Raw genomic sequence first — 25,940 nt, forward strand, 5'->3', positions numbered from 1 at the left:
GGTCAGGAACAGCTGCGCTGCGCCAGGTCGACCAGGTGGCGCAAGGTCGGCCGGATGCTGTCCGCGCGCCAGGCCAGCGTCAGCGGCGCCGCCAGCCGCGGCGGCGCGTCGGCGATCGCGCAGTACACCACGCTCTCGGCATGGAAACCCTGCATCGAAGCCGGCACCGCCGACACGCCGGCACCCGCCGCCACCAGGCTGATGTTGGTCAGCATGCGCTCGACCTCGATCGCCACGTGCGGCACGAAGCCGGCCTGCACGCAGGCCTCGACCAGGTCGGCGTACATGCCGGGGGCGCCGCTGCGGCGCACCAGGATGAACCGCTCGTCGCGCAGCGCCGCCAGCGGCACCGCCGGGCGCCGGCCCGCCTGCGCGCGCCGTCCCGCCAGCGCCGGGTGCCCGACCGGCAGCACCAGCAGCAATTCCTCTTCCAGCAGGCCGTGGAAGGCGATGCCGGGCGGCTGGCCGACCGGGCGGCGCAGGAAGGCCGCGTCCAGCTTGTCCTGCTCGATCGCCTCGGTCAGTTCGGCCGCGTTCCCCTCGCGGAATTCCAGTTCGACCTGCGGCCAGGCGTCGCGGTAGGCGCGCATGATGCGCGGGATCAGCGGATGCGCCGCGGCCGAACTGGTAAAGCCGACCGCCAGCCGGCCGTCGACGCCGTCGTTGGCGCGCGCGGCCCGCTCGACCGCGCGCTCGACGCCAGCCAGGATGGCGCGCGCTTCCTGCAGGAAGGCTTCGCCGCCGGCGGTCAGGGCCGCGCCCTTCGGATGGCGACGGAACAGCTCGAAGCCGAGTTCCTGCTCGAGCGCCCGGATCTGCTGGCTCAGCGGCGGCTGCTGCATGCCGAGGCGCTCGGCGGCGCGGGTGAAATGGCCTTCCTCGGCCACCACCACGAAATAGCGCAGGTGTCTCAGTTCCATCGCATCAGCCCCATCGTGTCTCCATATTTTTTATGTATCGAGAGCTTGCATTCGAGATATTTTACATTGAAGCGCGGCGTCGGTAGCATGTTTTCAACCACAACAAGGAGACGAGATGCACCGCTTATCGCACCACGCGGCGGGCCTGGCGCTGGCCACGCTGGCCGTGCTGACCCTGCCGGTCCGCGCCCAGGACAACCCCGCCGCCGCCCCGAACGACCCGAAGGACGGCGTCGCCTGCCCGGCCGAACTGAAGGACGTCGCGCGCTGCTGGCACGGCAGCGACGCCAACGGCGCCAACTACTGGATCGCGATTCCGCACCACTGGAACCGGATGCTGGTGGTGCACGCCCACGGCGGCCCGCGCATGTCGCACGCGACCAACGACGACAACGTCGAAGACCTGGCGCGCTTCGCCGTCACCGTCAAGCAGGGCTTCGCCTGGGCCGGCTCGTCGTACCGCCGTCCCGGCTACGGCGTGCTGATGGCGGCGGAGGACACCGACAACCTGCGCAAGCTGTTCGTCGCGCGCTTCGGCCAGCCCGAGCGCACCATCCTGCACGGCCAGTCGTGGGGCGGCAACGTGGCGGCCAAGGCGATCGAGCTGTATGCCCGTCCCGCCGGCGCGCCCAAGGATGCGAAGCCGAACTACGACGGCGTGGTGCTCACCGCCGGCATGCTCGCCGGCGGCACCATGAACTACCTGCACCGCGCCGACCTGCGCGCGGTCTACCAGTACTACTGCAACAACCATCCGCGCCCGGACGAGCCGCAATACCCGCTGTGGCAGGGCCTGCCGGCCGACTCGACGATGAAGCCCAAGGACCTGGAGGCGCGCGTCGAGGAATGCCTGGGCATCAAGCTCCCGGACAGCAAGCGCAGCGCCGAGCAGAAGCGCAAGCTGGCCAATATCCTGGGCGTGATCCCGGTGCCCGAGCGCACCCTGCAATCGCACCTGAACTGGGGCACGTTCACCTTCCGCGACCTGGTGCAGCGCATCGGCGGCGTCAACCCCTTCGACAACCGCCACGTCGCCTACACGGGTTCAGACGACAACGCCGCGCTGAACCGCGGCGTGCAGCGCTTCGACGCCGATCCGAAGGCGGTGGCGCGGCTGGCCGAGGAATCCGACCTGAGCGGCCGCATCGAGGTGCCGGTGCTGACCCTGCACGCGATCGACGACCCGACCGCGCTGGTCGAGTACGAGGCGGAGTATCGCGCCAAGGTCGCCGGCGCCGGCCGCGACAAGCTGCTGCTGCAGACCTTCACCCGCGAGGACGACCACAGCAAGCTGTCCGACGCCGAATACGCCGGCGTGTTCGACACGCTGGTGGCCTGGATCGCCGGCGGCGCCAAGCCGTCCGTGGCCGACGTCGAGCGGGCCTGCGCGCAAGAAGCCGGGCGCTTCTCGGGCGGCTGCCGCTTCGACGCGTCCTACCGGCCGCGCCGCCTGTTCGAACGCGTGGCCCCGCGCATGCCGGCTGGCGGCGGCAAATAAGCGCAGCAAATAAGCGCAGCAAGTAAGCGCATCAAGTAAGCGCATCAAGCAAGCACACGGAGCGGGCGCCAAGTCCCGCACGCAAAAAAACACATCCTCAGGAGACATCATGAAACACCCGCTCGCGGCGGCCGTGCTGGCCGCCCTCTCCCTGCACGCCCATGCCCAGTCCGACGAAGGCGGCCCTGCCCCGTCGCCGCGCGCCGGCGCCTCCGCGGTGGTGATCTACGGCTCGATCGACGGCGGCCTGCGCCACGAGACCAATGTCGACCCGGAAGGCAACAGCGACACCACGATGAGTTCGAACGGCACCTTCCGCTCGAACCGCCTGGGCTTTCGCGGCAGCGAGGACATCGGCGGCGGGAACCGCGTCAACTTCGCGCTGGAGATGGGCTTCAATGCCGGCACCGGCGCCCTGAACAACACCAGCAACACGATCTTCCAGCGCCAGGCCGTCGTCGGCCTGTCCGGCGACTGGGGCGCGCTCGACCTGGGCCGCAACTACACGGTGGCCTACCGCACCATCCTCGCGTTCGACCCGTTCCGCTACCGCTACCCCAGCATCACCTACGTGCTGTCCTCGACCAACGGCATCCGCAAGGACAACGACTTGCAGTACACCGGCCGCTTCGGCGACTGGACCGCGCGCGCCGAATGGGCGCTGGGCGAGGTGCCGGGCGACACCGACTACGGCACCACCAAGGCCGTCGGCCTGAACTATGCCCACGGCGGCCTGAAGGCGGGCGCCAGCTATTCGATCGCCAAGCAGAACGCCGGCACCGGCAGCGCGCCGGCCTGGCGCGACTACGACCACTACGCGCTGGGCGCGTCCTACGACTTCGGCGCGCTGACGCTGTCCGCCGGCCACATCAAGCAGGAGCAGAAGACCCTGACGGCGCGCGCCAATACCTCGGCCTGGGACTGGGCCGGCGGCCGCTACGAGATCACCCCGCGCTTCGACGTCACCGCCGCCTGGTACCGCAACAAGGCCTACAACACCAAGGCGACGGCGGCCGCCGCCGTCGGCGACGCCCGCAAGACCATGTACATCGCCGGCGTGACCTACTCGCTGTCCAGGCGCACCACGCTGTACGCCGAGATCGACCGGACGCGCCTGGAAGGCGGCTTCGCCAGCGGCGGCACCACCAAGCTGAACCAGACGCGCCAGAGCGGCATCGCGGCCGGCATCATGCACACCTTCTAGGACGGGGAAGCGGGGCCATCATTTTTTCTTATGGCCCCATCCCGATTCCGTATTTCCGTATACGTCAAGTTGTCTCTACACTGTCTTCATAAGCCGCAAGAGCGGCAACACGGCCAGTCCCGCCACGGCGCCTACCCGGCCGCCCGCCGCGGATCCGGACCGATCTAGAAGACCATTTTGGAGACACCATGCCTGACACCGTCCTGGGCCAGGGCGCGCCCGCGCCCATCCCCACCGTTCCCCACGAACCCGCCGTCCTGAAGGACGTCAGCCTCGACGACAAGTACACGGCCACTTCCGGCAAGATCTTCCTGTCCGGGATCCAGGCGCTGGTGCGCCTGCCGATGATGCAGCGCCTGCGCGACGAGCGCGCGGGCCTGGACACGGCCGGCTTCGTGTCCGGCTACCGCGGCTCGCCGCTGGGCGGCCTGGACGAGAACCTGTGGAAGGCCAAGGGCCACCTGGAAGCCAACCGCATCCAGTTCGTGCCCGGCGTGAACGAGGACCTGGCCGCGACGGCCGTCTGGGGCACCCAGACCGTCGACCTGATCGGCCCGGCGAAATACGACGGCGTGTTCGCCATGTGGTATGCCAAGGGCCCGGGCGTGGACCGCTGCGGCGACGTCTTCAAGCACATGAACCACGCCGGCACGAGCAAGCATGGCGGCGTGCTGCTGGTGGCCGGCGACGACCACGGCGCCTATTCGTCGACGCTGCCGCACCAGTCCGACCACATCTTCGCCGCCTGCATGATCCCCGTGCTGTACCCGTCGAACGTGCAGGAATACCTGGACCTGGGCGTGCACGGCTGGGCGATGTCGCGCTTTTCCGGCCTGGCGGTGGCGTTCAAGGCGCTGGCCGACACGGTGGAATCGAGCGCCTCGGTCGACGCCGATCCGTTCCGCGTGCAGGTCAGGCTGCCGCAGGACTTCGCGATGCCGGAAGGCGGCCTGAACACGCGCCTGTCCTCGATCCCGCTGGGCCAGCAGGCGCGCAACCAGGAAGCCCTGATGCAGGACTACAAGATCTATGCGGCCCTGGCCTATGCGCGCGAAAACAAGCTCAATCGCACGACGATCGACAGCCCGGACGCGAAACTCGGCATCATCGCCTCCGGCAAGTCCTATGTGGACGTGCTGGAAGCGCTGGAAGAACTGGGCATCGACGAGGCGATGGCGGCGAAGGTCGGCCTGCGCCTGTACAAGGTGGCGATGATCTGGCCGCTGGAGCCGGAAGGCGTGCGCGAATTCGCGCAGGGCCTGGAAGAGATCCTGGTGGTCGAGGAAAAGCGCCAGGTCGTCGAATACCAGCTCAAGGAACAGCTGTACAACTGGCGCGACGACGTGCGTCCGCACATCGTCGGCAAGTTCGACGACAAGGGCGAGTGGGTGGCGCCACGCGGCGAATGGCTGCTGCCGCCGAAGGCCGATTTCTCCGTCGCCCAGGTGGCGCGCGTGATCGCCGGACGCATCGCGCGCCTGGACCTGGACGCGCATACCCGCGACCTGATCAAGGCGCGGCTCGCCTTCCTGGAAGCCAAGGACGCGGTGCTGATGAAGGCCGTGACCACGCCGTTCCGCCCCGCCTTCTACTGCTCCGGCTGCCCGCACAATACCTCGACCAAGGTACCGGACGGCTCGTTCGCGCTGGCCGGCATCGGCTGCCACGTGATGGCGACGTCGATCTACCCGGAGATGAACAAGCTGACCACCCACATGGGCGGCGAAGGCACGCCGTGGATCGGCCAGGCCGCGTTCTCCAAGGTGCCGCACGTGTTCCAGAACCTGGGCGACGGCACCTATTTCCATTCCGGCTACCTGGCCATCCGCGCAGCCATCGCGGCGAAGGTCAACATCACCTATAAAATCCTGTACAACGACGCCGTGGCGATGACGGGCGGCCAGCCGGTCGACGGCATCACGTCGGTGCCGCTGATCGCGCGCCAGATGGCGGCCGAAGGCGTGCAGCGCATCGCCCTCGTCACCGAGGACCTGGCGCGCTACGAAGACAAATCGGGCCTGCCCGAGGGAATCACGATCCACGACCGCAAGCACATGGACGACGTCCAGCGCGAACTGCGCGAAGTGCCCGGCGTGACGGTCCTGATCTACGACCAGACCTGCGCGGCCGAGAAACGCCGTCGTCGTAAAAAGGGTGAGTTCCCAGACGTGGCCAAGCGCATGGTGATCAACGAAGCCGTGTGCGAAGGCTGCGGCGATTGCGGCGTGCAGTCGAACTGCGTCTCGATCCTGCCGAAGGAAACGGAATTCGGCCGCAAGCGCGCCATTGACCAGTCCGCGTGCAACAAGGATTATTCGTGCGCCAAGGGCTTCTGCCCGAGCTTCGTCACCGTCGAAGGCGGCGCCCTCAAGAAGCACAAGGCTGGCGTGGCGAAGCCCGGCGGCGACGACGACGGCTGGGGCGACCTGCCGACGCCCGCCCTGCCGCCGATCGACGCGCCCTACAACATCCTGGTCAACGGCATCGGCGGCACCGGCGTGATCACCGTCGGCGCGCTGATGGGCATGGCCGCGCACCTCGAAGGCAAGGGCGCCTCGGTGCTGGACATGACCGGCATGAGCCAGAAGAACGGTTCGGTGACCTCGCACGTGAAGATCGCCGCGTCGCCGGAGCGCCTGCGCGCCCAGCGCATCGCCACCGGCGAGGCGGACCTGGTGCTGGGCTGCGACATGCTGACCGCCGGCGCGGCCGATGCGATCTCGAAGATGCGTCCGGGCCGCACGATGGTCGTCGTCAACCTGCACGAGCAGCCGACCGGCACCTTCGCCCAGCAGCGCGACTGGGAATTCCCGGCCGCGCAGGTGCGCGGCCTGATCGAGGAAGCCGTCGGCGCCAAGGTGGGAGGACATGCCGGCGTCGACTTCCTCGACGCGACCAGGCTGGCCACCGCGCTGATGGGCGACTCGATCGCCGCCAACCTGTTCATGATGGGCTATGCCTGGCAGAAGGGCCTGATCCCGCTGTCGGAAGCGGCGCTGCACCGCGCGATCGAATTGAACGGTGTGGCCGTGGGCGCCAACAAGCGCAGCTTCCTGTGGGGCCGCCGCGCCGCCGTCGACCTGGCGCGCGTGGAACGCACGGCGGTGCCGGCGCAGCCCGTGCTGCTGCAGATGCCGCAGAGCCTCGATGGCGTGGTGAAGAAGCGCGTCGAATTCCTGACCGGCTACCAGGACGCCGCCTACGCGGCGCAGTACGCCGGCGTGGTGGCGCGCGTGCGCGAGCGCGAGTCGGCGCTCGGCCTGGGCAACAAGCTGTCGATGACGGTGGCGAAGTCGCTGTTCAAGCTGATGGCCTACAAGGACGAGTACGAGGTCGCGCGCCTGTACACGGACGGCCGCTTCGTCGAGCAGCTCAAGACCCAGTTCGAGGGCGATTTCACGCTGAAATTCAACCTGGCGCCGCCGCTGTTCGCGAAGAAGGACGCCAGGGGCCACTTGGTGAAGGCCGAATTCGGCACGTGGATGTGGAGCGCGTTCAAGCTGCTGGCCAGGCTGAAGGGCCTGCGCGGCACCGCGTTCGACCTGTTCGGCCGCACGGCCGAGCGGCGCATGGAACGCGCGCTGATCGTCGAGTACCGCGACATGGTCGAGGCGCTGCTCCCCGGCCTGGCCGCCGCCAACCACGCGCTGGCCGTCGAACTGGCGGCGCTGCCGGAACAGATCCGCGGCTTCGGACACATCAAGGAACAGGCCGTGGCCGCATACCGGGCGCGCAAGGAAGCGCTGCTGTCCGGCAGCGTCGCCAAACGCGCCGCGTGAACGCGTGGACGGGGAACCCGTCCACCCTACCGGGACGGCGACGTCGCAGGTAGCGTGGGCGGGTCTCCCGCCCACGCGTTCAACGTCCCTGCGCACATCAACGCATCCAACTTGACGTTTACGTTAACGTCATATACCGTACCAGAACGCGAGTTCATTTCCGATTCCAAAGGAACCCCATGAACGACATCACCCCCGCCGCCAAGCTCGACCTGCCCGAGCAGGCGCGCCTGGCCAATAAAGTCCGCTTCGTCACCGCCGCCTCCCTGTTCGATGGCCACGACGCCTCGATCAACATCATGCGCCGCATCCTGCAGTCGAACGGCGCCGAGGTCGTGCACCTGGGCCACAACCGCTCGGTCGACGAAGTCGTCACCGCGGCGCTGGCCGAGGACGTGCAGGGCATCGCCATCTCCAGCTACCAGGGCGGCCACGTCGAATACTTCAAGTACATGATCGACCTGCTGCGCCAGCGCGGCGGCGCCCACATCAAGGTGTTCGGCGGCGGCGGCGGCGTGATCGTGCCCAGCGAGATCGAGGAACTGCATGCCTACGGCGTGACGCGCATCTTCAGCCCGGAAGACGGCCAGCGCATGGGACTGGTCGGCATGATCCGCTCGATGCTGGAAGCCTGCGACGTCGACCTGTCGCCGTATGCCCCCACGTCGCTGGCGCCGCTGCAGGAGGGACCGGTCGCGCAGCACCACCGCCCGCTGGCCCAGCTGATCACGGCGCTGGAAAACGGCAAGGCCGACCCCGCGCTGCGCAAGCAGGTCGTCGACGCGGCCGAGGGCTCGCGCGTGCCCGTGCTGGGCATCACCGGCACCGGCGGCGCCGGCAAGTCCTCGCTGACCGACGAACTGATTCGCCGCATCCGCCTCGACCAGGGCGACCGCCTGGACATCGCGGTGATCTCGATCGACCCGTCGCGGCGCAAGTCGGGCGGCGCGCTGCTGGGCGACCGCATCCGCATGAACGCGATCAATCCGTGGAACGGCCAGGCGCGCGTGTTCATGCGCTCGCTGGCCACGCGCGAGGCGGGTTCCGAGATCTCGCAGGCGCTGCCCGACGTGATCGCCGCCTGCAAGGTGGCCGGCTTCGACCTCGTGATCGTCGAGACCTCCGGCATCGGCCAGGGCGACGCCGCCATCGTGCCGCACGTCGACCTGTCGATGTACGTGATGACGCCGGAATTCGGCGCCGCGTCGCAGCTGGAAAAGATCGACATGCTCGACTTCGCCGACTTCATCGCCATCAACAAGTTCGACCGCAAGGGCGCCCAGGATGCGCTGCGCGACGTCGCCAAGCAGTACCAGCGCAACCGCGAACTGTGGAGCATGCCGCCGGAGCGGATGCCGGTCTACGGCACGCAGGCCTCGCGCTTCAACGACGACGGCGTGACGGCCCTGTACCGCGGCCTGCTGCCGGCGCTGGCGCAGCTGGGCCTGCGCATCGAGGCGCCGAAGCTGCCCGACCCGGGCCAGCACTACTCCAGCGGCAGGAACGTGATCGTCCCGCCGGCACGCACGCGCTACCTGGCCGAGATCGCCGACACCGTGCGCGGCTACCACCGCAACACGGCCAGGCAGGTGAAACTCGCGCGCGAGCTCCAGCAGCTGAGCGAAACCAAGCGCATGCTGGCGGCGGCGAACCGCGACGTCGTGCTGGACGACCTGATCGCCGAGCGCGACAACGCCATGGACGGCGCGGCCAAGTCGCTGCTGGCGTCCTGGCCGCAGCTGCAGCAGACCTACGCGGGCGACGAGCACGTCGTCAGGATCCGCGACAAGGAAATCCGCACGCGCCTGACCTCGACCACGCTGTCCGGCAACAAGGTGCGCAAGGTGGCGCTGCCGAAGTACGAGGACCACGGCGAGATCCTGCGCTTCCTGATGCTGGAAAACGTCCCGGGCGCCTTCCCCTACACGGCCGGCGTGTTCCCGTTCAAGCGCGAGGGCGAGGACCCGACCCGCATGTTCGCCGGCGAGGGCGACGCGTTCCGCACCAACCGGCGCTTCAAGCTGGTTTCCACCGGCATGGACGCCAAGCGCCTGTCGACGGCCTTCGATTCGGTCACGCTGTACGGCGCCGACCCGGCGCTGCGTCCCGACATCTACGGCAAGGTCGGCAACTCGGGCGTGTCGATCGCCACGCTGGACGACATGAAGGTGCTGTACGACTGCTTCGACCTGTGCAGCCCGAGCACGTCCGTGTCGATGACCATCAACGGCCCGGCCCCGACCATCCTGGCGATGTTCATGAACACGGCGATCGACCAGCAGCTGGAAAAGTTCGAGGCTGACAACGGCCGCGCGCCGAGCGACGAGGAAGCCGCGCAGATCCGCGCCTGGGTGCTGGCCAACGTGCGCGGCACGGTGCAGGCCGACATCCTGAAGGAAGACCAGGGCCAGAACACCTGCATCTTCTCGACCGAGTTCTCGCTGAAGGTGATGGGCGACATCCAGGAATACTTCGTCCGGCACCAGGTGCGCAATTTCTATTCGGTGTCGATCTCGGGCTACCACATCGCCGAGGCGGGCGCGAATCCGATCTCGCAGTTGGCGTTCACGCTGTCGAACGGCTTCACCTTCGTCGAGGCGTATCTCGCGCGCGGCATGCACATCGACGATTTCGCCCCGAACCTGTCGTTCTTCTTCTCGAACGGCATGGACCCGGAATACACGGTGCTGGGACGCGTCGCGCGCCGCATCTGGGCGGTGGCGATGCGCGACAAGTACGGCGCCAACGACCGCTCGCAGAAGCTGAAATACCACGTGCAGACCTCGGGCCGCTCGCTGCACGCGCAGGAGATCGACTTCAACGACATCCGCACCACGCTGCAGGCGCTGATCGCGATCTACGACAACTGCAACTCGCTGCACACCAATGCCTACGACGAGGCGATCACGACGCCGACCGACGAATCGGTGCGGCGCGCGCTGGCGATCCAGCTGATCATCAACCGCGAGTGGGGCCTGGCGAAGAACGAGAACCCGAACCAGGGCGCCTACGTCATCGACGAGCTGACCGACCTGGTCGAGGAAGCGGTGCTGCAGGAATTCGAGCGCATCGCCGAGCGCGGCGGCGTGCTGGGCGCGATGGAAACCGGCTACCAGCGCGGCAAGATCCAGGAAGAGTCGATGCTGTACGAGCACCGCAAGCACGACGGCTCCCTGCCCATCATCGGCGTCAACACCTTCCGCAACCCGAAGGGCGAAGGCGCGCCGGCGACGATCGAGCTGGCCCGTTCCACCGACGACGAAAAGCAGTCGCAGCTGCAGCGCCTGGCGGCCTTCCACGCGCGCCACGCCGCCGCCGCCCCGGCCGCACTGGCCGCGCTGCAGCAGGCCGCGATCGACAACGAAAACGTGTTCGCGCGCCTGATGGACGCCGTGCGCGTGTGCTCGCTGGGCCAGGTGACGACGGCGCTGTTCGAAGTCGGCGGCCAATATCGCCGCAACATGTAAACCACAAGGCGGACCCGTTCCGCCTTTAATTTCGCTCAAACCGGGGTCAGAGCCCGGCTCTGACCCCGGCTCTGACCCCGGTTTGAAGTTTGTCAGGCAATCCTGTGGGCGGGGGTTGACGTCGTGGCCTAGAATGGTTCCGCGACCATCACGGAGCCACCCATGCCGATCCAGCCGGAACAACTCGCCGCCCTGATGCACGAAGTCGAGCAGGAAGATCCGATCGACTTCGCCGACCTCCCCTTCCCCGAAGACGATTTGCGCCAGCTGGTGGCCAGCCACCTGTGCGAGATGGCCGCGTCGATGGAGGGCTTCAGCACCGAGGACAAGCTGATGACCCTGCTGGCCGTCTCCGCCAAGCTGGTGCTGGAAAACATGGTGTTGCACGTGCAATTGCTGCGCCGTCATGGCTTGCCGGTCGGCGACGATGTCGAGGCGCTGCTGGGCCGCCTGCGCAAGGGCGGCGACGTTTCCTGACGGCAGCTTTTCTCTTCAGATATGCCATTCTTTCCAGATTTCGCCCTTTAATTGCCCTGGGGCTACATCCTTGGGGGCGTTTGCAACACACGTTACGAGTCGTGCGTTTTGCTGGCGAACCCTTCAGGTATGATTGTTAGCTAGAAATTTCGCACAAGACTTCCGGATTCGCCATCGATCGACACCGCACCCACCGGTCCGCGGTGCGACGCCCGATGGCCCGGACCACGAGCGATCCTCGCATTGCCAAACCAAAGGGATACCAGATGCCGCGTCATGCCAAGCTCAAACTCACCGCCGCCGTATTGTCCGGCGCCTTCCTGGTCGCGGGCCTGTCGGCCTGCGGTCGCACCCAGACGACCGAATCGCTGCTCGCCGAAGCGCGCCAGTACCAGCAGAAGGGCGACCTGAAGGCGGCCGTGATCCAGCTGAAGAACGCGGTCGAAAAGAGTCCGGAAAACGGCGAGGCGCGCCTGGAACTGGGCAACCTGCAACTGGCCATGGGCGACCTGCCGGCGGCCGAGAAGGAATTGCGCAAGGCGCGCTCGCTCGGCATCGGCGCCGACCGCGTGTTGCCGCAGCTGGGACGCGCGATGGCGCAGCAGGGCGAATTCAAGGAGTTGCTCGAACAGGTGACGCCGGACGTGGCCGCCAAGTCGGCGCCGCTGCTGGCGCTGCGCGGCGATGCGCTGCTGGCCACCGGCAAGCCGGACGAGGCCAAGCAGGCCTACGACCAGGCGCTGGCGCTGAACCCGAACGCGGGAGAAGCCCTGCTCGGCCTGGCGCGCCACGCGATGTTCTCGCAAGACCGCGACGCCGCCGACCGCTACGTGCTGGAGGCCGTTGCCAAGGATCCGAAGAATCCGGACGTGTTCATGACGCGCGGCACGATGCTGCGCCTGGCCGGCAAGAGCGACGAGGCGCTGGCCGCCTTCGACGAAGTCCTCAAGCTCAAGCCGGACCACCGCAGCGCCCACATCGAGAAGGCGTATGTCGAGATCAGCCGCGGCAAGTACGCGCAGGCGCAGAAGGAAATCGACGCCGCCGAGAAGAACTCGCCGGGCAACCTGCTGGTCACCTATACCCGCGCGCTGAACGATTTCTCGCAGGGTAAATTCGCCGCGGCCCAGGAGTCCCTGCAAAAAGTCCTGCGCGTGGCGCCGGACCACCTGCCCAGCGTGCTGCTGGCCGGCGCCTGCGACCTGAACCTGGGGTCGCTCCAGCAGGCCGAGCAGAACCTGCGCAAGTACCTGAGCAGCAACCCGAACGACATCTACGCACGCAAGCTGCTGGCCCAGACCCTGCTCAAGGGTTCGCAGCCGGGCGACGCCGCCGCCGCGCTGGCGCCGGTGCTGAAGGATGCGCCGCAGGATCCGCAACTGCTGGCCCTGGCCGGCGAATCGTACATGCAGGTGCGCGACTTCGGCAAGGCCAGCGCCTACCTGGAAAAGGCGGCCGAGCTGGCGCCGAAGGCGGCCGCCGTGCGTACCTCGCTGGGCCTGTCGCGCCTGGCCCAGGGCGACCAGGCGCGCGGCCTGAGCGAGCTGGAACTGGCGACCTCGCTGGACCCGAAGTCGGCCCAGGCCACCATGGCCCTGGTGCAGACCGAGATGAACCTGAAGCACTACGACAAGGCGCTGGCCGCCGTCCAGTCGCTCGAGAAGGCGCAGCCCGACAACCCGCAGGTGCAGAACCTCAAGGGCGCCGTCTACATGATCAAGGGCGACGCCGCCGCCGCCCGCGCCGCCTTCGAGAAGGCGGTGGCGCTGCAGCCGAACTTCTTCCCGGCCGTCACCAACCTGGCGCGCCTGGACATGCAGGACAAGAAGCCCGACGCCGCCAAGCAGCGCTTCGAGAAGCTGCTGGAAAAGGACAAGAACAACTACGGCGCCATGGCCGCGCTGGGCGACCTGGCGATGGTCCAGCAGCACACCGATGAAGCGACGTCCTGGTATGAAAAGGCCAGCGCCGCCAATCCGGACGCGGTGGTGCCGGCCCTGAAACTGGGCGTGCATTACCTGCGCATCGACCAGCCGCAGAAGGCGCTGACGCTGGCGCGCAAGTTCCAGACCGCCAACCCGACCAATGCCGACCTGCTCGAGCTGCTCGGCCAGGCCCAGGTGGCGACGAAGGACACGGCCGGCGCGCTGGAAACCTACAGCAAGCTGGCCAATGTGCTGCCGAAATCGGCCCAGCCGCAGCTGCGCCTGGCCGGCGTGCGCATGCTCCAGCAGAACAATGCCGCCGCCGCCGAGGACCTGCGCCGCGCCGTCGAGCTGCAGCCGGACTTCATCCCGGCGCGCCTGGCCCAGATCGAGCTGGCGGTGCGCAGCAACCGTCCGGACGAGGCGCTCGATACCGCGCGCCAGATCCAGAAGCTGGATGCCAAGGCCCCGGTCGGCTATGCCGTCGAAGGCGACCTGCTGATGATGCAGAACAAGCCGGCGCAGGCGCTGCCGGCCTACGAGAAGGCGCTGGCGATCTCCAAGTCGCCGGAGCTGATGCTCAAGACGCTGCAGGCCATGAAAGTGGCCGGCAAGGAGAAGGAAGCGCAGGTACGCGCGGGCCAGTGGCTGAAGGAGAAGCCCGACAACGTCGCCATCGCCATGTTCGTGGCCGAGGGCAGCCTGGCGCGCAAGGACTACAAGGCGGCCATCGCCCAGCTGCAGGACGTGCTCAAGCGCGGTCCGAACAATGCGGTCGCCCTGAACAACCTGGCCTGGGCCTACCAGCAGGAAAAGGACCCGCGCGCCCTGGAGACGGCCGAGCAGGCGTACAAGCTGGCCGGCGGGAACGCAGGCGTGCTCGACACGCTCGGCTGGCTGCTGGTCGAGCAGGGCAATACCGCGCGCGGCCTGCCGCTGCTGCAGAAGGCCAGCGGCCTGGCGCCGAACGCCGCCGAGATCCGCTACCACCTCGCCGTCGGCCTGCACAAGTCGGGCGACAAGCAGGGGGCGCGCAAGGAACTCGACAAGCTGCTGGCCCAGAATACGCCCTTCCCGCAAATCGAAGAGGCGCGCGCATTGCTAAAGGCAATGTAAAGGGTTAATATATTATTATTATAAAAATTTTAACGCCGGTGCCGTTTCGCGTGATGCGGATACGGGCCGGCGGCAGCGGTGTCCGCCCGCCGGTGCGGACCGCATGACGGATCGGGGGTGCTTGCGATGACGACTTTCGAAGATTTCAATAATCCAGAGGGTGAATCGGACGCATCCCTATCGGACGCTCATGTTTTCAATGAACGCGATAATATGGCGCCCTCGCAATTTGAGGATGTTATCGTGAACCACGATTCGTATGGAATCCGGCTTACCGATACCGCGGACGGTCGTAATTCGGCCAGCATGCTGATCAACAAGATGTATGCATGGCGCGGATATGCCGGCACGCATCAATTTACGGACGACCCCAACCGCATCACCCTCACGGCGACCGACAAGGGCGACGTCGTCGGCACCCTCACCATCGGCATCGACTCGCCGATCGGCCTGATGGCCGACCAGATCTTCAAGGAAGAACTGGACGCCCACCGCAATGCCGGCGCGCGCCTGTGCGAATTCACCAAGCTCGCCTTCGATCCGTCGGTGCGCTCGAAAACCTCGCTGGCCAACCTGTTCCACCTGGCCGTCATCTATGCGCGCGATATCCACCATTGCACGGACATCGTCATCGAGATCAATCCGCGCCACCGCCGTTTCTACGAGCGCATGCTAGGCTTTCGCCAGGAAGGGGAACTCAAGACCAATCCCCGCGTCGATGCGCCGGCCTACCTGCTGCGCGTGAATTTCGAATACGTGACGGAACAGATCCGCAAATTCGGCGGCACTTTCAGCGCCGATCCCGATGCCGCCGTCGCCGACAAGTCGTTCTATCCGTATTTCTTTTCGCCGCGCGAAGAGCGCGGCATCATCAATCGCCTGCTGCGCATGGACGAGCACCACGCCTAGCCGGCGCCTTGCGTCGGCGGCGCATCCCGACAACCCTTTCCGCGATACCGATGAGCAATCCGTTCCACTATGAACAAGCGTTTTCGCGCAATATCGGCTGGGTGACGCCGGCCGAGCAAGCCATCCTGCGCGGCAAGCGCATCGCGATCGCCGGCGGCGGCGGCGTCGGCGGCGTGCACCTGCTGACGCTGGCGCGCCTGGGCGTGGCCAATTTCCACATCGCCGATTTCGACACCTTCGACATCGTCAATTTCAACCGCCAGGTAGGCGCGATGATGTCCACCGTCGGCCAGCCGAAGGCCGAGGTGCTGGCGCGCATGGCGAAGGACATCAACCCCGAGATCGACATCAAGATCTTCCCGGACGGCGTGAACAAGGGCAACCTGCAAGCCTTCCTGGACGGCGTCGACCTGTACGTCGACGCGCTCGACTTCTTCGCCTTCGACGCGCGCCAGCAGACCTTCGCCGCCTGCGCCGAATACGGCATCCCGGCCACGACGGCCGCGCCGCTGGGCATGGGCGCGGCGCTGCTGAACTTCCTGCCGGGGCAGATGACGTTCGAGGAATACTTCCGCTGGGGCGACCTGCCCGAGCTGGACAAGGCGATCCGCTTCGTCGTCGGCCTGGCGCCGGCCGGGCTGCACCGGCCCTACCTGGTCGTGCAGGAAGCGGTCAACTTCGCCGAACGGCGCGGCCCGTCCACCTTCATGGCCTGTCAGCTGTGCGCCGGCATCGTCGCCACCGAGGCGCTGAAGATCCTGCTGGGACGCGGCAAGGTGCTGGCGGCGCCGCACGGCGCGCAGTTCGACGCCTACCGCAACAAGCTGGCCCGCACCTGGCGTCCCGGCGGCAACGGCAACCTGCTGCACCGCCTGATCATCGCCGTGGCCAGGCGCCAGATGACGCGCGAACTGGCCGGCAAGGCGGCCCGGGCATGAGCGCCGCGATCCCCGAAGGGATGCACCGCATCCTCGACCTCGCGCGCTGGGCGCCGAGCGGCGACAATACCCAGTGCTGGCGCTTCGAGGTGCTCGCGCCCGACCTGCTGCGCGTGCACGCCTTCGACACCCGCGCCGACACCGTCTACGACCTGGACGGCCACCCGAGCCAGATCTCGATGGGCGCGCTGCTGGAAACCATCGCCGTCGCGGCCAGCGCCCAGGGCTTGCGCGCCGACACCACGCGCCTGACGATCCTGCCGGGCACCACCGACGAGCCCGTCCCCATCGAGGCACCGCTGTTCGACGTGCGCTTCGTGCCCGACCCGGCCATCCGGCCCAGCCCCCTGCTCGACGCCGTCAAGGCGCGCACGGTGCAGCGCCGCGCGATGAGCACGCGGCCCTTGCGCGCGGACGAGAAGCGCGCGCTGGAAGCGGCCGTCGGCCCCGGCTACGACGTGCGCTGGATCGAGGGCTTCCGCCCCAAGTTCAAGGTCGCGCGCCTGATGTTCAACAATGCCCGGCTACGCCTGACGATGCCCGAGGCGTTCGAGGTCCACCGCCGCATCATCCACTGGAACGCCGTGCGCAGCCCGGACAAGGTGCCGGACCAGGCGCTCGGCGTCGACAAGGGCACGCTCAAGCTCATGAAATGGGCGATGGTCAGCTGGAAGCGCATGTCGACCGTGAACGCCCTGCTGGGCACCTGGGCGCCACGCCTGCAGATGGACCTGGTGCCGGGCGTCGCCTGCGCCGCCCATTTCGTGCTCAAGGCCAGGCGCGCCCCGCAGGGCATCGACGACTACGTCGAGGCCGGACGCGCGGTGCAGCGCTTCTGGCTGACGCTGACGCAACTGGGCCTGTTCATGCAGCCGGAAATGACGCCGCTGATCTTTTCCAAATACGTGCGCGACAACAAGATGGAGTTCACGCGCGCCACCAGGCTGCACGAACCGGCGCGCCGCCTGCAACGGGAAGCTGCCGCCCTGATCTTCGACGACGACCTGTTCCCCGTCTACATGGGCCGCCTCGGCGCCGGCCCGGCGCCCCACGCGCGTTCCGAACGCCTTCCCGTCGAGCAATTGCTCAAGTAAACCATGCCGGCCACGCGCCGGCATGGCCCGCGAACGACTGTTTCTCCTCATACTTATTCATTGCGCATGATTAACTAAGTGTGACAACGCACTGTCGGAATGGCTTACACCGTGTCACAAAAATATAATTTCTATAACATAACTTCTTTTAAAATCAAAGACTTGGATCATGTGGCACAGAATCTGCTAAAGGAGAGGTGTACAGGACAAAAGCCTTTTCACCGATCAAACGAGGAGATTCACATGAAAGCAGTCTGGAACACGTTGGCAGGTATCGCGGCATCGGCAACCATTATGGCGTCCGCAAGCGCAGGCACGCTGGTCGACGGCTATACCCTCAACCTGCCGGCCTACGGCGGCAGCAATGCGCAAGTCGTCAAGGGCGTGGGTGCGCTGGGCTTCAACGGCGAAAGCTACGTGACCACCACCGGCAATATCAACAATCCGACCGCGCCGTTCACGTTCACCGACAACGGCATCTTCAACGTCACCACCAACAACGGCGGCGCATCCCTGCTGGACTTCGGTCAGCTGACCGCCAACTACACCGGCGGCACCGGCACCGGCACCCTGGCCAGCGGCCAGATCACCTTCGATGCCGGCGGCAAACTGGACATCTACTACAACCCGGTCAAGGAATACGCCAATGCCGAAAAAGGCGGCGGCACCGACGACCGCTTCGGCGCCACTTCGGGCATCCTGATCGCCTCGTTCACCCAGCTGGCCGGTGGCGGCGGCAAGATCAACCCGGACGGCAGCCCGTCGTCGAACGGCGACCTGACCCTGCTGTTCCAGTCGACCTTCTTCGCCGACGGCGTCTGGCTGGACAAGGATGGCAATAACCTGATGGCTGGCCTGACCTTCGGCTTCGTCACTTCGAACGCCTCGCAGGACGTCAATACGATCGACCCGATCATGAAGGAAGTGCTGAGCGGCTCGGCAAGCAACGGCAACAACCCGCCGGCGGCCTTCTTCGTGCAGAACGGTGGCCAGCTGAAGCTGGAAACCAACGAAGTGCCGGAACCGGCAACCCTGGCCGTGTTCGGCATCGGCCTGGCCGGCCTGGCAGCGATGCGCCGCCGCAAGGCCTAAGCGTCGCCACATGAAAAAAACCGGCTCCGGCCGGTTTTTTTTCGTCCGGCGCCGGCGCGTCAGGCCTGGCCGGGGCCCTTGTGCAGGTGCCGGTTGAGCTGGTCGATCAATTCCGAGGCGGCATTCACGATCTGGCCCGACTCGAAGCCGGCCCTGGTCATCTCGCGGAAGAACGAGCGCGCCAGGATGCGGGCGACGTCCTCCGGGTTGCGGTAGGCGGTGCGCACCGACTCGCCCACCTTCTGCTGGGCTTCCTGCAGCAGGGCCAGCTGGGCGAAGCGAGAGTCGAGCACGCGCTGCAGCTGCTGCACCTGGATCGACTTGCCGATCCACAGCGCCGCGACCTCGATCAGGCGCAACGCCGTCTCGTCGAACGGCGCCTGGCCGGGGTCGCCGGCGACATTCACCACGCCGACGATGCGGCCGTCGATGCGGATCGGTGCGCAGATCAGGCTGCCGCCGGCGGGGCCGTCGCGGCGCGCCAGCCCGGCCAGTCCGGAGCTGGCGATGTCGGCGACCAGGAGCGCCTCGCCGCTGGCCAGCACGCGCCCGGCGATGCCCTCCCCGCGCGCCACCGACGCTTCCCGCGCCGCCGCCGGCACGGGGCCGTGGCGCGCGTACACGCTCATGCGCATGTCTTCCCCGGTGCCGCTGCCGAGCAGCATGATCGAGCAGCTGGCCGCGCCGGCCAGCGCCGCCGCCATGGCGGCCTGCCGTTCGAGGTTTTCCTCCAGCGTGCCGGAGGCCAGGAAATGCTGCAGGTCCTGCAGCCGCACCAGCGGATCGCGCGCCTCGCTCATTCGATGCCACCTTGTCCGGATTGCATGATTTTCGACATCCCATGCCCATGGTAGGCGATTGCCGACGCCGCGGGCGCGCCGCTCGGGACGGCCTTCACGACGCCGTCTCGCCGCGCGACGATACGAAGGCTTTGTGCAACAGGTGGCGCGCCAGCAGCAGCGGCGGCATGCGCAGCCAGGTGCCGCGCAGGTACAGCAGGAAGCGCGCCGTGCCGGCGAACGCGTCCGCGCAGCTGGCGTGCGGCGGCAGCAGCGCGCGGCCGAACAGGCGGTCCATCAGCCACAGCAGCGCGGCCGGCGGCGCCTGCGCGGCGGCGGCGTCCAGGACCGGCTGCGGCACGGTCGTGCCCAGCAGGCGCCGGCAGTAGCGCAGCGCATAGAACAGCGGCCGGCCGAGCTGCAGCTGGCGCGCGCGCGGCACCAGGTCGTCCCAGAAGCCGGGCATGGCGCCGAACTCGCCCAGCAGCAGGTGCAGGTCGAACAGGTCGCGCATACCCTTGTCGAGTTCGCTCTCGAAGAACAGGTGGGTGGCGCTGTGCAGCACCATGTCGACGGGCGCCAGCACGGCCAGGCCGGGCACGCGCGGCAGCGCGCGGGCGGCGCCCAGCAGCAGCGCCGGCGCGGGACGCACGGGCGCGGTCTCGGGCAGGATCGCGTGGTGCACGTCGATGCCGGTGCGGCGGCGCAGGTGCTGCATCGGCGGCAGCTCGTGCATCCATTCGCGGTAGTAGCGCTGGTCGTAGGGATCGTGGTGGGTCGTGGCCCAGCCGTGCAGCATCAGCGCCGACTCGACGTCGTCCAGGCGCGCCTTCGGCACCAGGATGTCGACGTCGCCATACAGCCGCCCGGCGCCCGCGCGCAGGCCCGCCGTCGTATAGGCGGCGCCCTTGAGCAGCAGCACCGGCAGGCCCGTGGGATGCAGCGCTTGCGCGATGTTCTCGACCTCGAAGCGCACGGCCTGGCGCTGGCGCCGGTCCTGCGCGCGCGCCCACTCGAGATGGGTGCGCGCCTGCGCCGGGATGCGCTCCAGCAGTTCCTGCTCCTCCACCAGCACCAGCAGGCTGGCCGTCAGGTTGACGCTGGCGCACTGGCGCAGCAGCAAGTCCCAGTCGGCCAGCGACAGGTCGGCCAGCCGGGCCGGGTCGCGCAGCACGCGCGGCAGGAGCGGGAGCGCGGACGGCGTGCGCATCATGGGGCAGGCGACGCCAGCGCGTCGAACGTGGCGATGGCGTCGTCCAGGTCGCTGTAATGGAATTCGAAACAGGCGCTGCGCCCGACCGTGTCGGCCAGCGTGCGAAAGCCCGCCGCGCCCAGGTGGCTGTAGTTGAACGCATTCTCGGCCACGCGCATGAAGGCGCGCGCGCGCGCCAGCGGCACGAGCGTGGTGGCGACGCCCGCCGCGTAGCGCGGAAACACGATCCAGGCCGGCAGCGCCGGGCGCTGCGCCTGCGCGACGCTGTCCGGCGGCGCCTTCAGGTGCGCCACCGTGCCCTTCGCGGTGTCGCTGACCGGGCGGCTGAGCACCGGGTCGCGCGCGAACGCGCGGATCACGTCGATCGAACGGTTCTTCAGGCTCACCGGGCGCGGCACCGGCACCAGCAGGCCGTCGTCGGGACGCAGCAGGGCCAGTTCGTCGGACAGCAGGCGCCAGCCGCGGCTGATCAGCGCGGCGCACAGCGTGCTCTTGCCGGAGCCGGGCGGCGCGGGCAGGATGGCGGCGCGGCCGCCGCGCTCGACGACGGCCGCATGCACGATCAGCCAGCCGTGGGCGCGCGTGGAGATGCACCAGTTCAGCGCCCATTCCAGCATCGGGAAGGCGTGGTTCAGCGGCAGCGATTCGAACGGCGCCAGGCCGTCGACGTCGAAGCTGACCTGCGGCCGGTACCAGCGGCGCAGCCCGCCCGAAGGACGCAGGCGCACGTGGAAGTCGGCGAAGCCGTCGTCGCGCAGCGGATAGTCGCCGTACAGCAGGGCGATGCCCTCGGCGACCTGGGGGATCGGCGTGCGGATGCGGCTGACGAAGGGGCCGGTCTCGACGGCCAGGCCGGGACCGGCCAGGCGTCGCGCGAGTTCGGCGGGCGTGAGCGATGCCACGGTCGGCGGCGCGGCCATCAGCATGCGGACGGGGCGATCAGCCAGAGGCGCTGCAGGAGCTGCAGCAGTTCGCCGGTCTCGAAGCGGACCTCGTCGGGATCGATGTCGAATTCCGCCTGCAACAGGGCAACCAGCGCCGCGCGCGTGGCGGGGCCGCGCGCCAGGGCCAGCAGGATCTCGATGGCGGGGCCGCCCAGCAGGTGGGTGTCGCCGGACAGGTCGTTGTACAGCACGTACTCGTCGTCGCCCTGCCCATCGTCCCACTGCCGGTACTGCAGCGCCTGTCCGGGACGCAGGCACCAGGTATCGCCGGCACTCACGCGCTGGCCATGGTCCCGCTCAGGTAAGTGACGATCTCGTTCGCGTACCATTTTTTCCCGGCGATCGGGGCATAGTAGCCCTGCAAGCACCATTCGTTCCAGATCTGCTGGACCATGGAGGTGGTCAGGAAACTCGTGTACCCGGCCGCCGCGTTGAGGTAGGCGGCCATGACGTAGCGGCCCAGGTTGCCGTTGCCCCAGTCGATGACATTGGCGCCGGAAAGCAACACGCGGGCATTGAACAGCGCGTAGGCGGCCCCGTTCCTGCTGCACGAAAAGAAGGTCTTGAAATCGTTCGAATCGCAACCGCTCGGCCACGGACGCGACGACCACCAGGTCGGCCCCTGGCCGCTGCAGACGGGCGCTTCGCCGCGGTAGCTGACCTTGCCGTTCATCGTTTTCTGGTTGATCACCGAAAAGGCGGCCGACGGCGCCATGCCGCAGAATTGCGTGGCCATGCCGGGGGTGCTGTGCAGCGTCATCAGCACGCCGGCGGCGCCGGCGCCGGTCTTGGCGAAGCGACGGCGCGACGCGCCCTTGGCCGACAGCCCGTCCGCAGGCGCGGGCGCCGCGGACCCCACCTGGGAATCCGGCACATCGCCTGCATTGTCCTGCGGGTCACGGTCTTGGTCAGCCACTTCGGGTCCTCGTCGGTCGTAAAAAGATCGGCAATCCGTACAATGCCAGATTCCTTGAGGGCAAGCAATCCTTGTGCCACGCAATGGCGGCTAAAAACAACGCTATGAAATCAACAACTTAGCATAGCCCAGGCAGGGACGGCCAGGAAGCCGGCGGCGTGCCTGTAAAAAATCCCGACAGCGGTCAGAAATAGCTTTCCGGGATGACCAGCACGTCGCCCGGCTGCATGCGCACATTGGCCGAGATATCGCCTTCCTTGATCAGGTCGTCCAGGCGCACGTTGAACTTCTGCTGCCGGCCATCCACCGTGCGGATCAGGCTGGCACGGTTGCCGGCCGCGAACTCGGTCGTGCCGCCGACGGCGATCAGCACGTCCATCAGGCTCATCTCGTTGCGGTACGGCAGGGCCTGGGGCTTCGCCGCCTGGCCGATCACGCGGATCTGCTCGCTGTAGTTGCCCACGAAGTTGGTCACGACCACGGTCACCACCGGCTGCTGGATGAACTTCGCCAGTGCCTTCTCGATGTCGCGCGCCAGTTCCGTCGAGGTCTTGCCGGCGGCCGGCAGGTCTTCGACCAGCGGCGTGGTGATCTTGCCGTCCGGACGGACCGGCACCGCCATCGACACTTCCGGATTGCGCCAGACGATGATGTTGACGGTATCGCCAGGGCCGACCCGGTATTCCGGGGCGCTCGCCTGGGTATCGACCGGTTGCGGCGCGCGCGTCGCGCAGCCGCCCAGTACCAGCGTGCACGCGGCCGCGAGCGCCATTGCCGAATGTTTGATCAGGTTCGCCTTGTCCTTGCCCACTTTCCAATCCCTTTCTGCTGACGATGGCCGCAGCGCCTTTTAATATTGCGCCAATGTTATTAAGCCATTAACAACGACCTATTGTATAACAGAGTTTCCGGCGCACAGGGCGCGCACGATAGAATTGTCTTTCGACATTTTTATTTTTGTTGCAATAAGTCCTGCACGTACCTGGCCGGGATGGCATACGTGATTCCGCTGGGATTGCTGATCGCCGTTTCCTTCAGTCCCTTGACGAAGACTGCATTCACCACGCCCCAGACCCGGCCGCTGGCCGGATCGTAGACCGGGCTGCCGCTATTGCCCGGATACGCGGTGCCGTCCAGCTGGAAGATGCTGAACGGCGCGCGCTGCAGGGCCACGATCTGGCGCGGGTCCAGGCCGCGCGAGTTGAGCGACGGCGTCACGATCGGCGTGATGGCCGCCAGCGTGGCGCGGTGCGTGGCCGCGTGCAGGCCCAGCACCATGCCCAGCGGGTAGCCGGTGAACGCCAGCTCCTGTCCTTCCTGCACGCCGTCCGAATCCCCCAGCTCCAGCGCCGGCAGCGGCGCGCCGGACAGGCGCAGGTGCGCCAGGTCGTGGGCGGCGTCGCGCGCCACCAGGCGCGCCGCGCGGAAGCGGATCGCATCGCCGTCGGACGTGACGATGCCGAGTTGTTCGACCTTGCCGCCCGCCCCCAGGGTATCGGGGACCACGTGCGCGTTGGTGATCACGCTCAAGCCGTCGCCCACCACGAAGCCGGTGCCGAAGAACACCGTGGCCGGGCTGCGCGTGGGTTCGAACGTGCCCACGCCCACCACCGAGCGCTTGACCACGGGAATGATCGCCTTCAGTTCCGCCGCCGGCGCCGGGCCCACGACGCAGCCGGCGGCCAGCGCCGCCAGTCCCGCCAGCGCCCGGCGCCGCGTCATATTTCCTGATGGCAGGTTATTTCGATTCGGCATCAACCGTGCACCCCTTTTTTATTTGAAACATTACAATGAAGCGTTTGAATTTAGACAACAACTTGCATGGCTAGTGTATGCGATGCTGTGGCGCGCCGCATCCGCCGGATTGCTCCGAAGCATGCGACACGCCGCCGATTTTGTTTGTATAATTACAATTATTGACGCTGGTTAACGGTAGTTTCGGCAATTTCGTGGCGATCTTGAATTGATTTGTGTTGTAGGCGCGGTACTCGCCGTCAACCCCGTCAATTTTTTCTCGCGCGTAATTGCAATTGCCCCGGCTACAAGCGATCATGCAAGGCATTTGATTATTTTTCCGCCCCGTCCGACCTGGTACGGGGCACTCTAGGCGAGACTGACGACATGGCGGAAATCACGGCCGTACTTCTTAATTTTCTGAAAGCGATCGGCAAGTACCGCTGGTATGCCGTCGTCATTACCTGGACGATCGCCCTGGTCGGCTGGGCGGTGGTGCTGCGCCTGCCGAACCAGTACGAAGCGTCGGCGCGCGTCTACGTCGATACCCAGAGCATCCTCAAGCCGCTGATGTCGGGCATGACGACGATGCCCAACCTGGACCAGCAGGTCATGTTCATGCGCCGCACCCTGATCAGCCGCCCGAACGTCGAGCGCCTGATGCGCATGGTCGACCTGGACGTGCGCGCCAAGACCACCAAGGAACACGACAAGCTGGTCGACGAACTGATGACGACCATCAAGTTCAGCGGCACCGAGCGCGACGACATCTACACGATCACCTACGTGTCCGACGACCCCAAGCTGGGCAAGGACATCGTGCAGGGGCTGCTGCAGATCTTCGTGGAAGGCAGCTTCAGCGGCAAGAAGCAGGATTCCGAAAAGGCCGTCCAGTTCATCGACGACCAGATCAAGAGCTATGAAAACAAGCTGGCCAGCGCCGAGAACGCGCTCAAGGAATTCAAGATCAAGAACATGGGCCTGCTGCCGCGCGACGGCGGCGGCGACTACGGTGGCCAGCTGCAGCAGGCGAACGACCAGCTGAGCCAGGCGCGCCTGCAACTGGCCGAGGCCGAACAGGCACGCAATGCGATCAGCCGCCAGATCAAGGGCGAGCCGGCCAGGCCGGGCGTGGAGAAGGTCGATCCGGGCATGGTCGATCCCGAGCTGGAGAGCCGCATCGCCGTGGCCCAGAAGAACCTCGACGCGCTGCGCCTGCAGTACACCGAGCAGCACCCGGACATCATCGCCAACCGCCGCCTGCTCGACCAGTTGCTGGCCCAGCGCGCCGAGCTGGCCAAGACCAAACGCAGCATCGACCCGGGCGCCGGCTACAGCCCGATGCTGCAGCAGCTGAACGTGTCGCTGTCGGCCGCCGAGGCGCAGGTGGCGTCGATGCGCGCCCGCGTCGACGAATACGCGGCCCGCGTGGCGCGCCTGCGCGCCCAGAGCGCCGAGGCGCCGGAAGTCGAGGCCCAGCTGGCCCAGCTCAACCGCGACTACCAGGTCAACCGCGACAACTACCAGAAGCTGGTCGAGCGCCGCGAATCGGCGCGCCTGTCGGGCGACCTGTCGTCGGCCACCGACATGCTGACCTTCCGCGTCATCGATCCGCCCACCGTCCCGGCCCAGCCGAGCGGCCCGAACCGCCTGCGCCTGTTCTCGCTGGTATTCGGCGCCGCCCTGGTCGCCGGCCTGGCCGTCGCCTTCCTGATGAGCCAGGTGCGTCCGACCTTCATGAGCCAGGGCGCGCTGCGCGAGGTGACCGGCCTGCCCGTGCTGGGCGCGATCGGCATGAACTGGACGGCCGAGCAGACCGTCAAGCGCAAGCGCCGCCTGGTGGCCCTCGGGGTCTCGGTCCTGATGCTGTTCGGCGCGTACGGCGCCGGCATGGCCGCGATCCTGGTCCGCCCCACGCTCTAAGATCACAAGGAG

The 25,940-nt window shown here is 67.2% G+C and carries 19 protein-coding genes; 11 read left to right on the forward strand and 8 right to left on the reverse strand.

Going from position 1 to position 25,940, the window contains the following annotated elements:
• Positions 1-2: 2 nt before the first annotated feature.
• Positions 3-920 (reverse strand): LysR family transcriptional regulator, encoded by a 918-nt coding sequence (locus tag QZ749_RS21930; RefSeq protein ID WP_296951458.1) that lies wholly within the window; start codon positions 918-920, stop codon positions 3-5.
• A 115-nt stretch (positions 921-1,035) separates the two neighbouring features.
• On the opposite strand from QZ749_RS21930, the gene QZ749_RS21935 reads away from it, so the two are divergent.
• The 10 genes from QZ749_RS21935 to pepA all read left to right on the forward strand — a co-directional run bounded on the left by QZ749_RS21935 (position 1,036) and on the right by pepA (position 18,419).
• Entirely contained in the window at positions 1,036-2,418 is a 1,383-nt protein-coding gene (locus tag QZ749_RS21935; protein WP_296951460.1) for a hypothetical protein, read from the forward strand.
• 109 nt (positions 2,419-2,527) lie between these two features.
• Entirely contained in the window at positions 2,528-3,622 is a 1,095-nt protein-coding gene (locus QZ749_RS21940; protein ID WP_296951462.1) for a porin, read from the forward strand.
• A 188-nt stretch (positions 3,623-3,810) separates the two neighbouring features.
• Complete coding sequence (locus QZ749_RS21945; protein ID WP_296951464.1) at positions 3,811-7,401, forward strand: indolepyruvate ferredoxin oxidoreductase family protein; 3,591 nt, start codon at positions 3,811-3,813, stop codon at positions 7,399-7,401.
• A gap of 179 nt (positions 7,402-7,580) precedes the next feature.
• Entirely contained in the window at positions 7,581-10,868 is a 3,288-nt protein-coding gene (icmF, locus tag QZ749_RS21950) for a fused isobutyryl-CoA mutase/GTPase IcmF (RefSeq protein ID WP_296951466.1), read from the forward strand.
• Between the two features lie 162 nt (positions 10,869-11,030).
• The gene (locus QZ749_RS21955) at positions 11,031-11,345 is read left to right on the forward strand and encodes a hypothetical protein (RefSeq protein ID WP_296951469.1); all 315 of its coding nucleotides are present in this window, start codon (positions 11,031-11,033) and stop codon (positions 11,343-11,345) included.
• Between the two features lie 266 nt (positions 11,346-11,611).
• Complete coding sequence (gene prsT, locus QZ749_RS21960; RefSeq protein ID WP_296951471.1) at positions 11,612-14,386, forward strand: XrtA/PEP-CTERM system TPR-repeat protein PrsT; 2,775 nt, start codon at positions 11,612-11,614, stop codon at positions 14,384-14,386.
• 243 nt (positions 14,387-14,629) lie between these two features.
• Positions 14,630-15,295: an N-acetyltransferase gene (locus QZ749_RS21965; RefSeq protein WP_296951473.1), complete on the forward strand. Its 666-nt coding sequence runs from the start codon at positions 14,630-14,632 to the stop codon at positions 15,293-15,295.
• 50 nt (positions 15,296-15,345) lie between these two features.
• Positions 15,346-16,233 (forward strand): ThiF family adenylyltransferase, encoded by an 888-nt coding sequence (locus QZ749_RS21970; protein WP_296951475.1) that lies wholly within the window; start codon positions 15,346-15,348, stop codon positions 16,231-16,233.
• Positions 16,230-17,327 (forward strand): molybdopterin biosynthesis protein MoeY, encoded by a 1,098-nt coding sequence (locus tag QZ749_RS21975; protein ID WP_296951477.1) that lies wholly within the window; start codon positions 16,230-16,232, stop codon positions 17,325-17,327. The genes QZ749_RS21970 and QZ749_RS21975 overlap by 4 nt, the downstream gene beginning before the upstream one ends.
• A gap of 243 nt (positions 17,328-17,570) precedes the next feature.
• The gene (gene pepA / locus QZ749_RS21980; protein WP_296951478.1) at positions 17,571-18,419 is read left to right on the forward strand and encodes a flocculation-associated PEP-CTERM protein PepA; all 849 of its coding nucleotides are present in this window, start codon (positions 17,571-17,573) and stop codon (positions 18,417-18,419) included.
• A 59-nt stretch (positions 18,420-18,478) separates the two neighbouring features.
• Here pepA and QZ749_RS21985 read toward each other — a convergent pair whose 3' ends face one another.
• From QZ749_RS21985 to QZ749_RS22015, 7 genes are all read right to left on the reverse strand, one after another.
• On the reverse strand, positions 18,479-19,219 hold the full coding sequence (locus tag QZ749_RS21985; protein ID WP_296951481.1) for a GAF domain-containing protein: 741 nt from the start codon (positions 19,217-19,219) through the stop codon (positions 18,479-18,481).
• Between the two features lie 94 nt (positions 19,220-19,313).
• Positions 19,314-20,411, reverse strand: a complete 1,098-nt coding sequence (locus QZ749_RS21990) for a nucleotidyltransferase family protein (RefSeq protein WP_296951484.1) — start codon at positions 20,409-20,411, stop codon at positions 19,314-19,316.
• The gene (locus QZ749_RS21995; RefSeq protein WP_296951486.1) at positions 20,408-21,331 is read right to left on the reverse strand and encodes an HprK-related kinase A; all 924 of its coding nucleotides are present in this window, start codon (positions 21,329-21,331) and stop codon (positions 20,408-20,410) included. Before QZ749_RS21995 ends, QZ749_RS21990 begins: the two co-directional genes overlap by 4 nt.
• Positions 21,331-21,633: an HPr-rel-A system PqqD family peptide chaperone gene (locus QZ749_RS22000; RefSeq protein WP_296951487.1), complete on the reverse strand. Its 303-nt coding sequence runs from the start codon at positions 21,631-21,633 to the stop codon at positions 21,331-21,333. The genes QZ749_RS21995 and QZ749_RS22000 overlap by 1 nt, the downstream gene beginning before the upstream one ends.
• Positions 21,630-22,271 carry a hypothetical protein gene (locus QZ749_RS22005; RefSeq protein ID WP_296951490.1) on the reverse strand — a complete coding sequence of 214 codons (642 nt, stop codon included), beginning with the start codon at positions 22,269-22,271 and terminating at the stop codon, positions 21,630-21,632. Before QZ749_RS22005 ends, QZ749_RS22000 begins: the two co-directional genes overlap by 4 nt.
• A gap of 184 nt (positions 22,272-22,455) precedes the next feature.
• Positions 22,456-23,043, reverse strand: a complete 588-nt coding sequence (locus QZ749_RS22010; protein WP_296951491.1) for an XrtA/PEP-CTERM system exopolysaccharide export protein — start codon at positions 23,041-23,043, stop codon at positions 22,456-22,458.
• A gap of 179 nt (positions 23,044-23,222) precedes the next feature.
• Positions 23,223-23,993 (reverse strand): serine protease, encoded by a 771-nt coding sequence (locus QZ749_RS22015; RefSeq protein WP_296951495.1) that lies wholly within the window; start codon positions 23,991-23,993, stop codon positions 23,223-23,225.
• Between the two features lie 399 nt (positions 23,994-24,392).
• Here QZ749_RS22015 and QZ749_RS22020 point away from each other — a divergent pair, with 399 nt between their 5' ends.
• Entirely contained in the window at positions 24,393-25,928 is a 1,536-nt protein-coding gene (locus QZ749_RS22020) for an XrtA system polysaccharide chain length determinant (RefSeq protein ID WP_296951498.1), read from the forward strand.
• Positions 25,929-25,940 lie beyond the last annotated feature (12 nt).

This window comes from uncultured Massilia sp., assembly GCF_913773735.1.
GTDB lineage: Bacteria > Pseudomonadota > Gammaproteobacteria > Burkholderiales > Burkholderiaceae_D > Telluria.

Bases quoted from the DNA above. Each gene is read 5' to 3' on its own strand.
- QZ749_RS21935 (WP_296951460.1), top strand. From the start codon at position 1,036: ATGCACCGCTTATCGCACCACGCGGCGGGCCTGGCGCTGGCCACGCTG.
- QZ749_RS21930 (WP_296951458.1), bottom strand. From the start codon at position 920: ATGGAACTGAGACACCTGCGCTATTTCGTGGTGGTGGCCGAGGAAGGC.
- QZ749_RS21985 (WP_296951481.1), bottom strand. From the start codon at position 19,219: ATGAGCGAGGCGCGCGATCCGCTGGTGCGGCTGCAGGACCTGCAGCAT.
- icmF (WP_296951466.1), top strand. From the start codon at position 7,581: ATGAACGACATCACCCCCGCCGCCAAGCTCGACCTGCCCGAGCAGGCG.
- QZ749_RS21995 (WP_296951486.1), bottom strand. From the start codon at position 21,331: ATGGCCGCGCCGCCGACCGTGGCATCGCTCACGCCCGCCGAACTCGCG.
- QZ749_RS21940 (WP_296951462.1), top strand. From the start codon at position 2,528: ATGAAACACCCGCTCGCGGCGGCCGTGCTGGCCGCCCTCTCCCTGCAC.
- QZ749_RS21970 (WP_296951475.1), top strand. From the start codon at position 15,346: ATGAGCAATCCGTTCCACTATGAACAAGCGTTTTCGCGCAATATCGGC.
- QZ749_RS22010 (WP_296951491.1), bottom strand. From the start codon at position 23,043: ATGGCGCTCGCGGCCGCGTGCACGCTGGTACTGGGCGGCTGCGCGACG.
- QZ749_RS21955 (WP_296951469.1), top strand. From the start codon at position 11,031: ATGCCGATCCAGCCGGAACAACTCGCCGCCCTGATGCACGAAGTCGAG.
- QZ749_RS21990 (WP_296951484.1), bottom strand. From the start codon at position 20,411: ATGATGCGCACGCCGTCCGCGCTCCCGCTCCTGCCGCGCGTGCTGCGC.
- pepA (WP_296951478.1), top strand. From the start codon at position 17,571: ATGAAAGCAGTCTGGAACACGTTGGCAGGTATCGCGGCATCGGCAACC.
- QZ749_RS21975 (WP_296951477.1), top strand. From the start codon at position 16,230: ATGAGCGCCGCGATCCCCGAAGGGATGCACCGCATCCTCGACCTCGCG.
- prsT (WP_296951471.1), top strand. From the start codon at position 11,612: ATGCCGCGTCATGCCAAGCTCAAACTCACCGCCGCCGTATTGTCCGGC.
- QZ749_RS21945 (WP_296951464.1), top strand. From the start codon at position 3,811: ATGCCTGACACCGTCCTGGGCCAGGGCGCGCCCGCGCCCATCCCCACC.
- QZ749_RS22020 (WP_296951498.1), top strand. From the start codon at position 24,393: ATGGCGGAAATCACGGCCGTACTTCTTAATTTTCTGAAAGCGATCGGC.
- QZ749_RS22015 (WP_296951495.1), bottom strand. From the start codon at position 23,993: ATGACGCGGCGCCGGGCGCTGGCGGGACTGGCGGCGCTGGCCGCCGGC.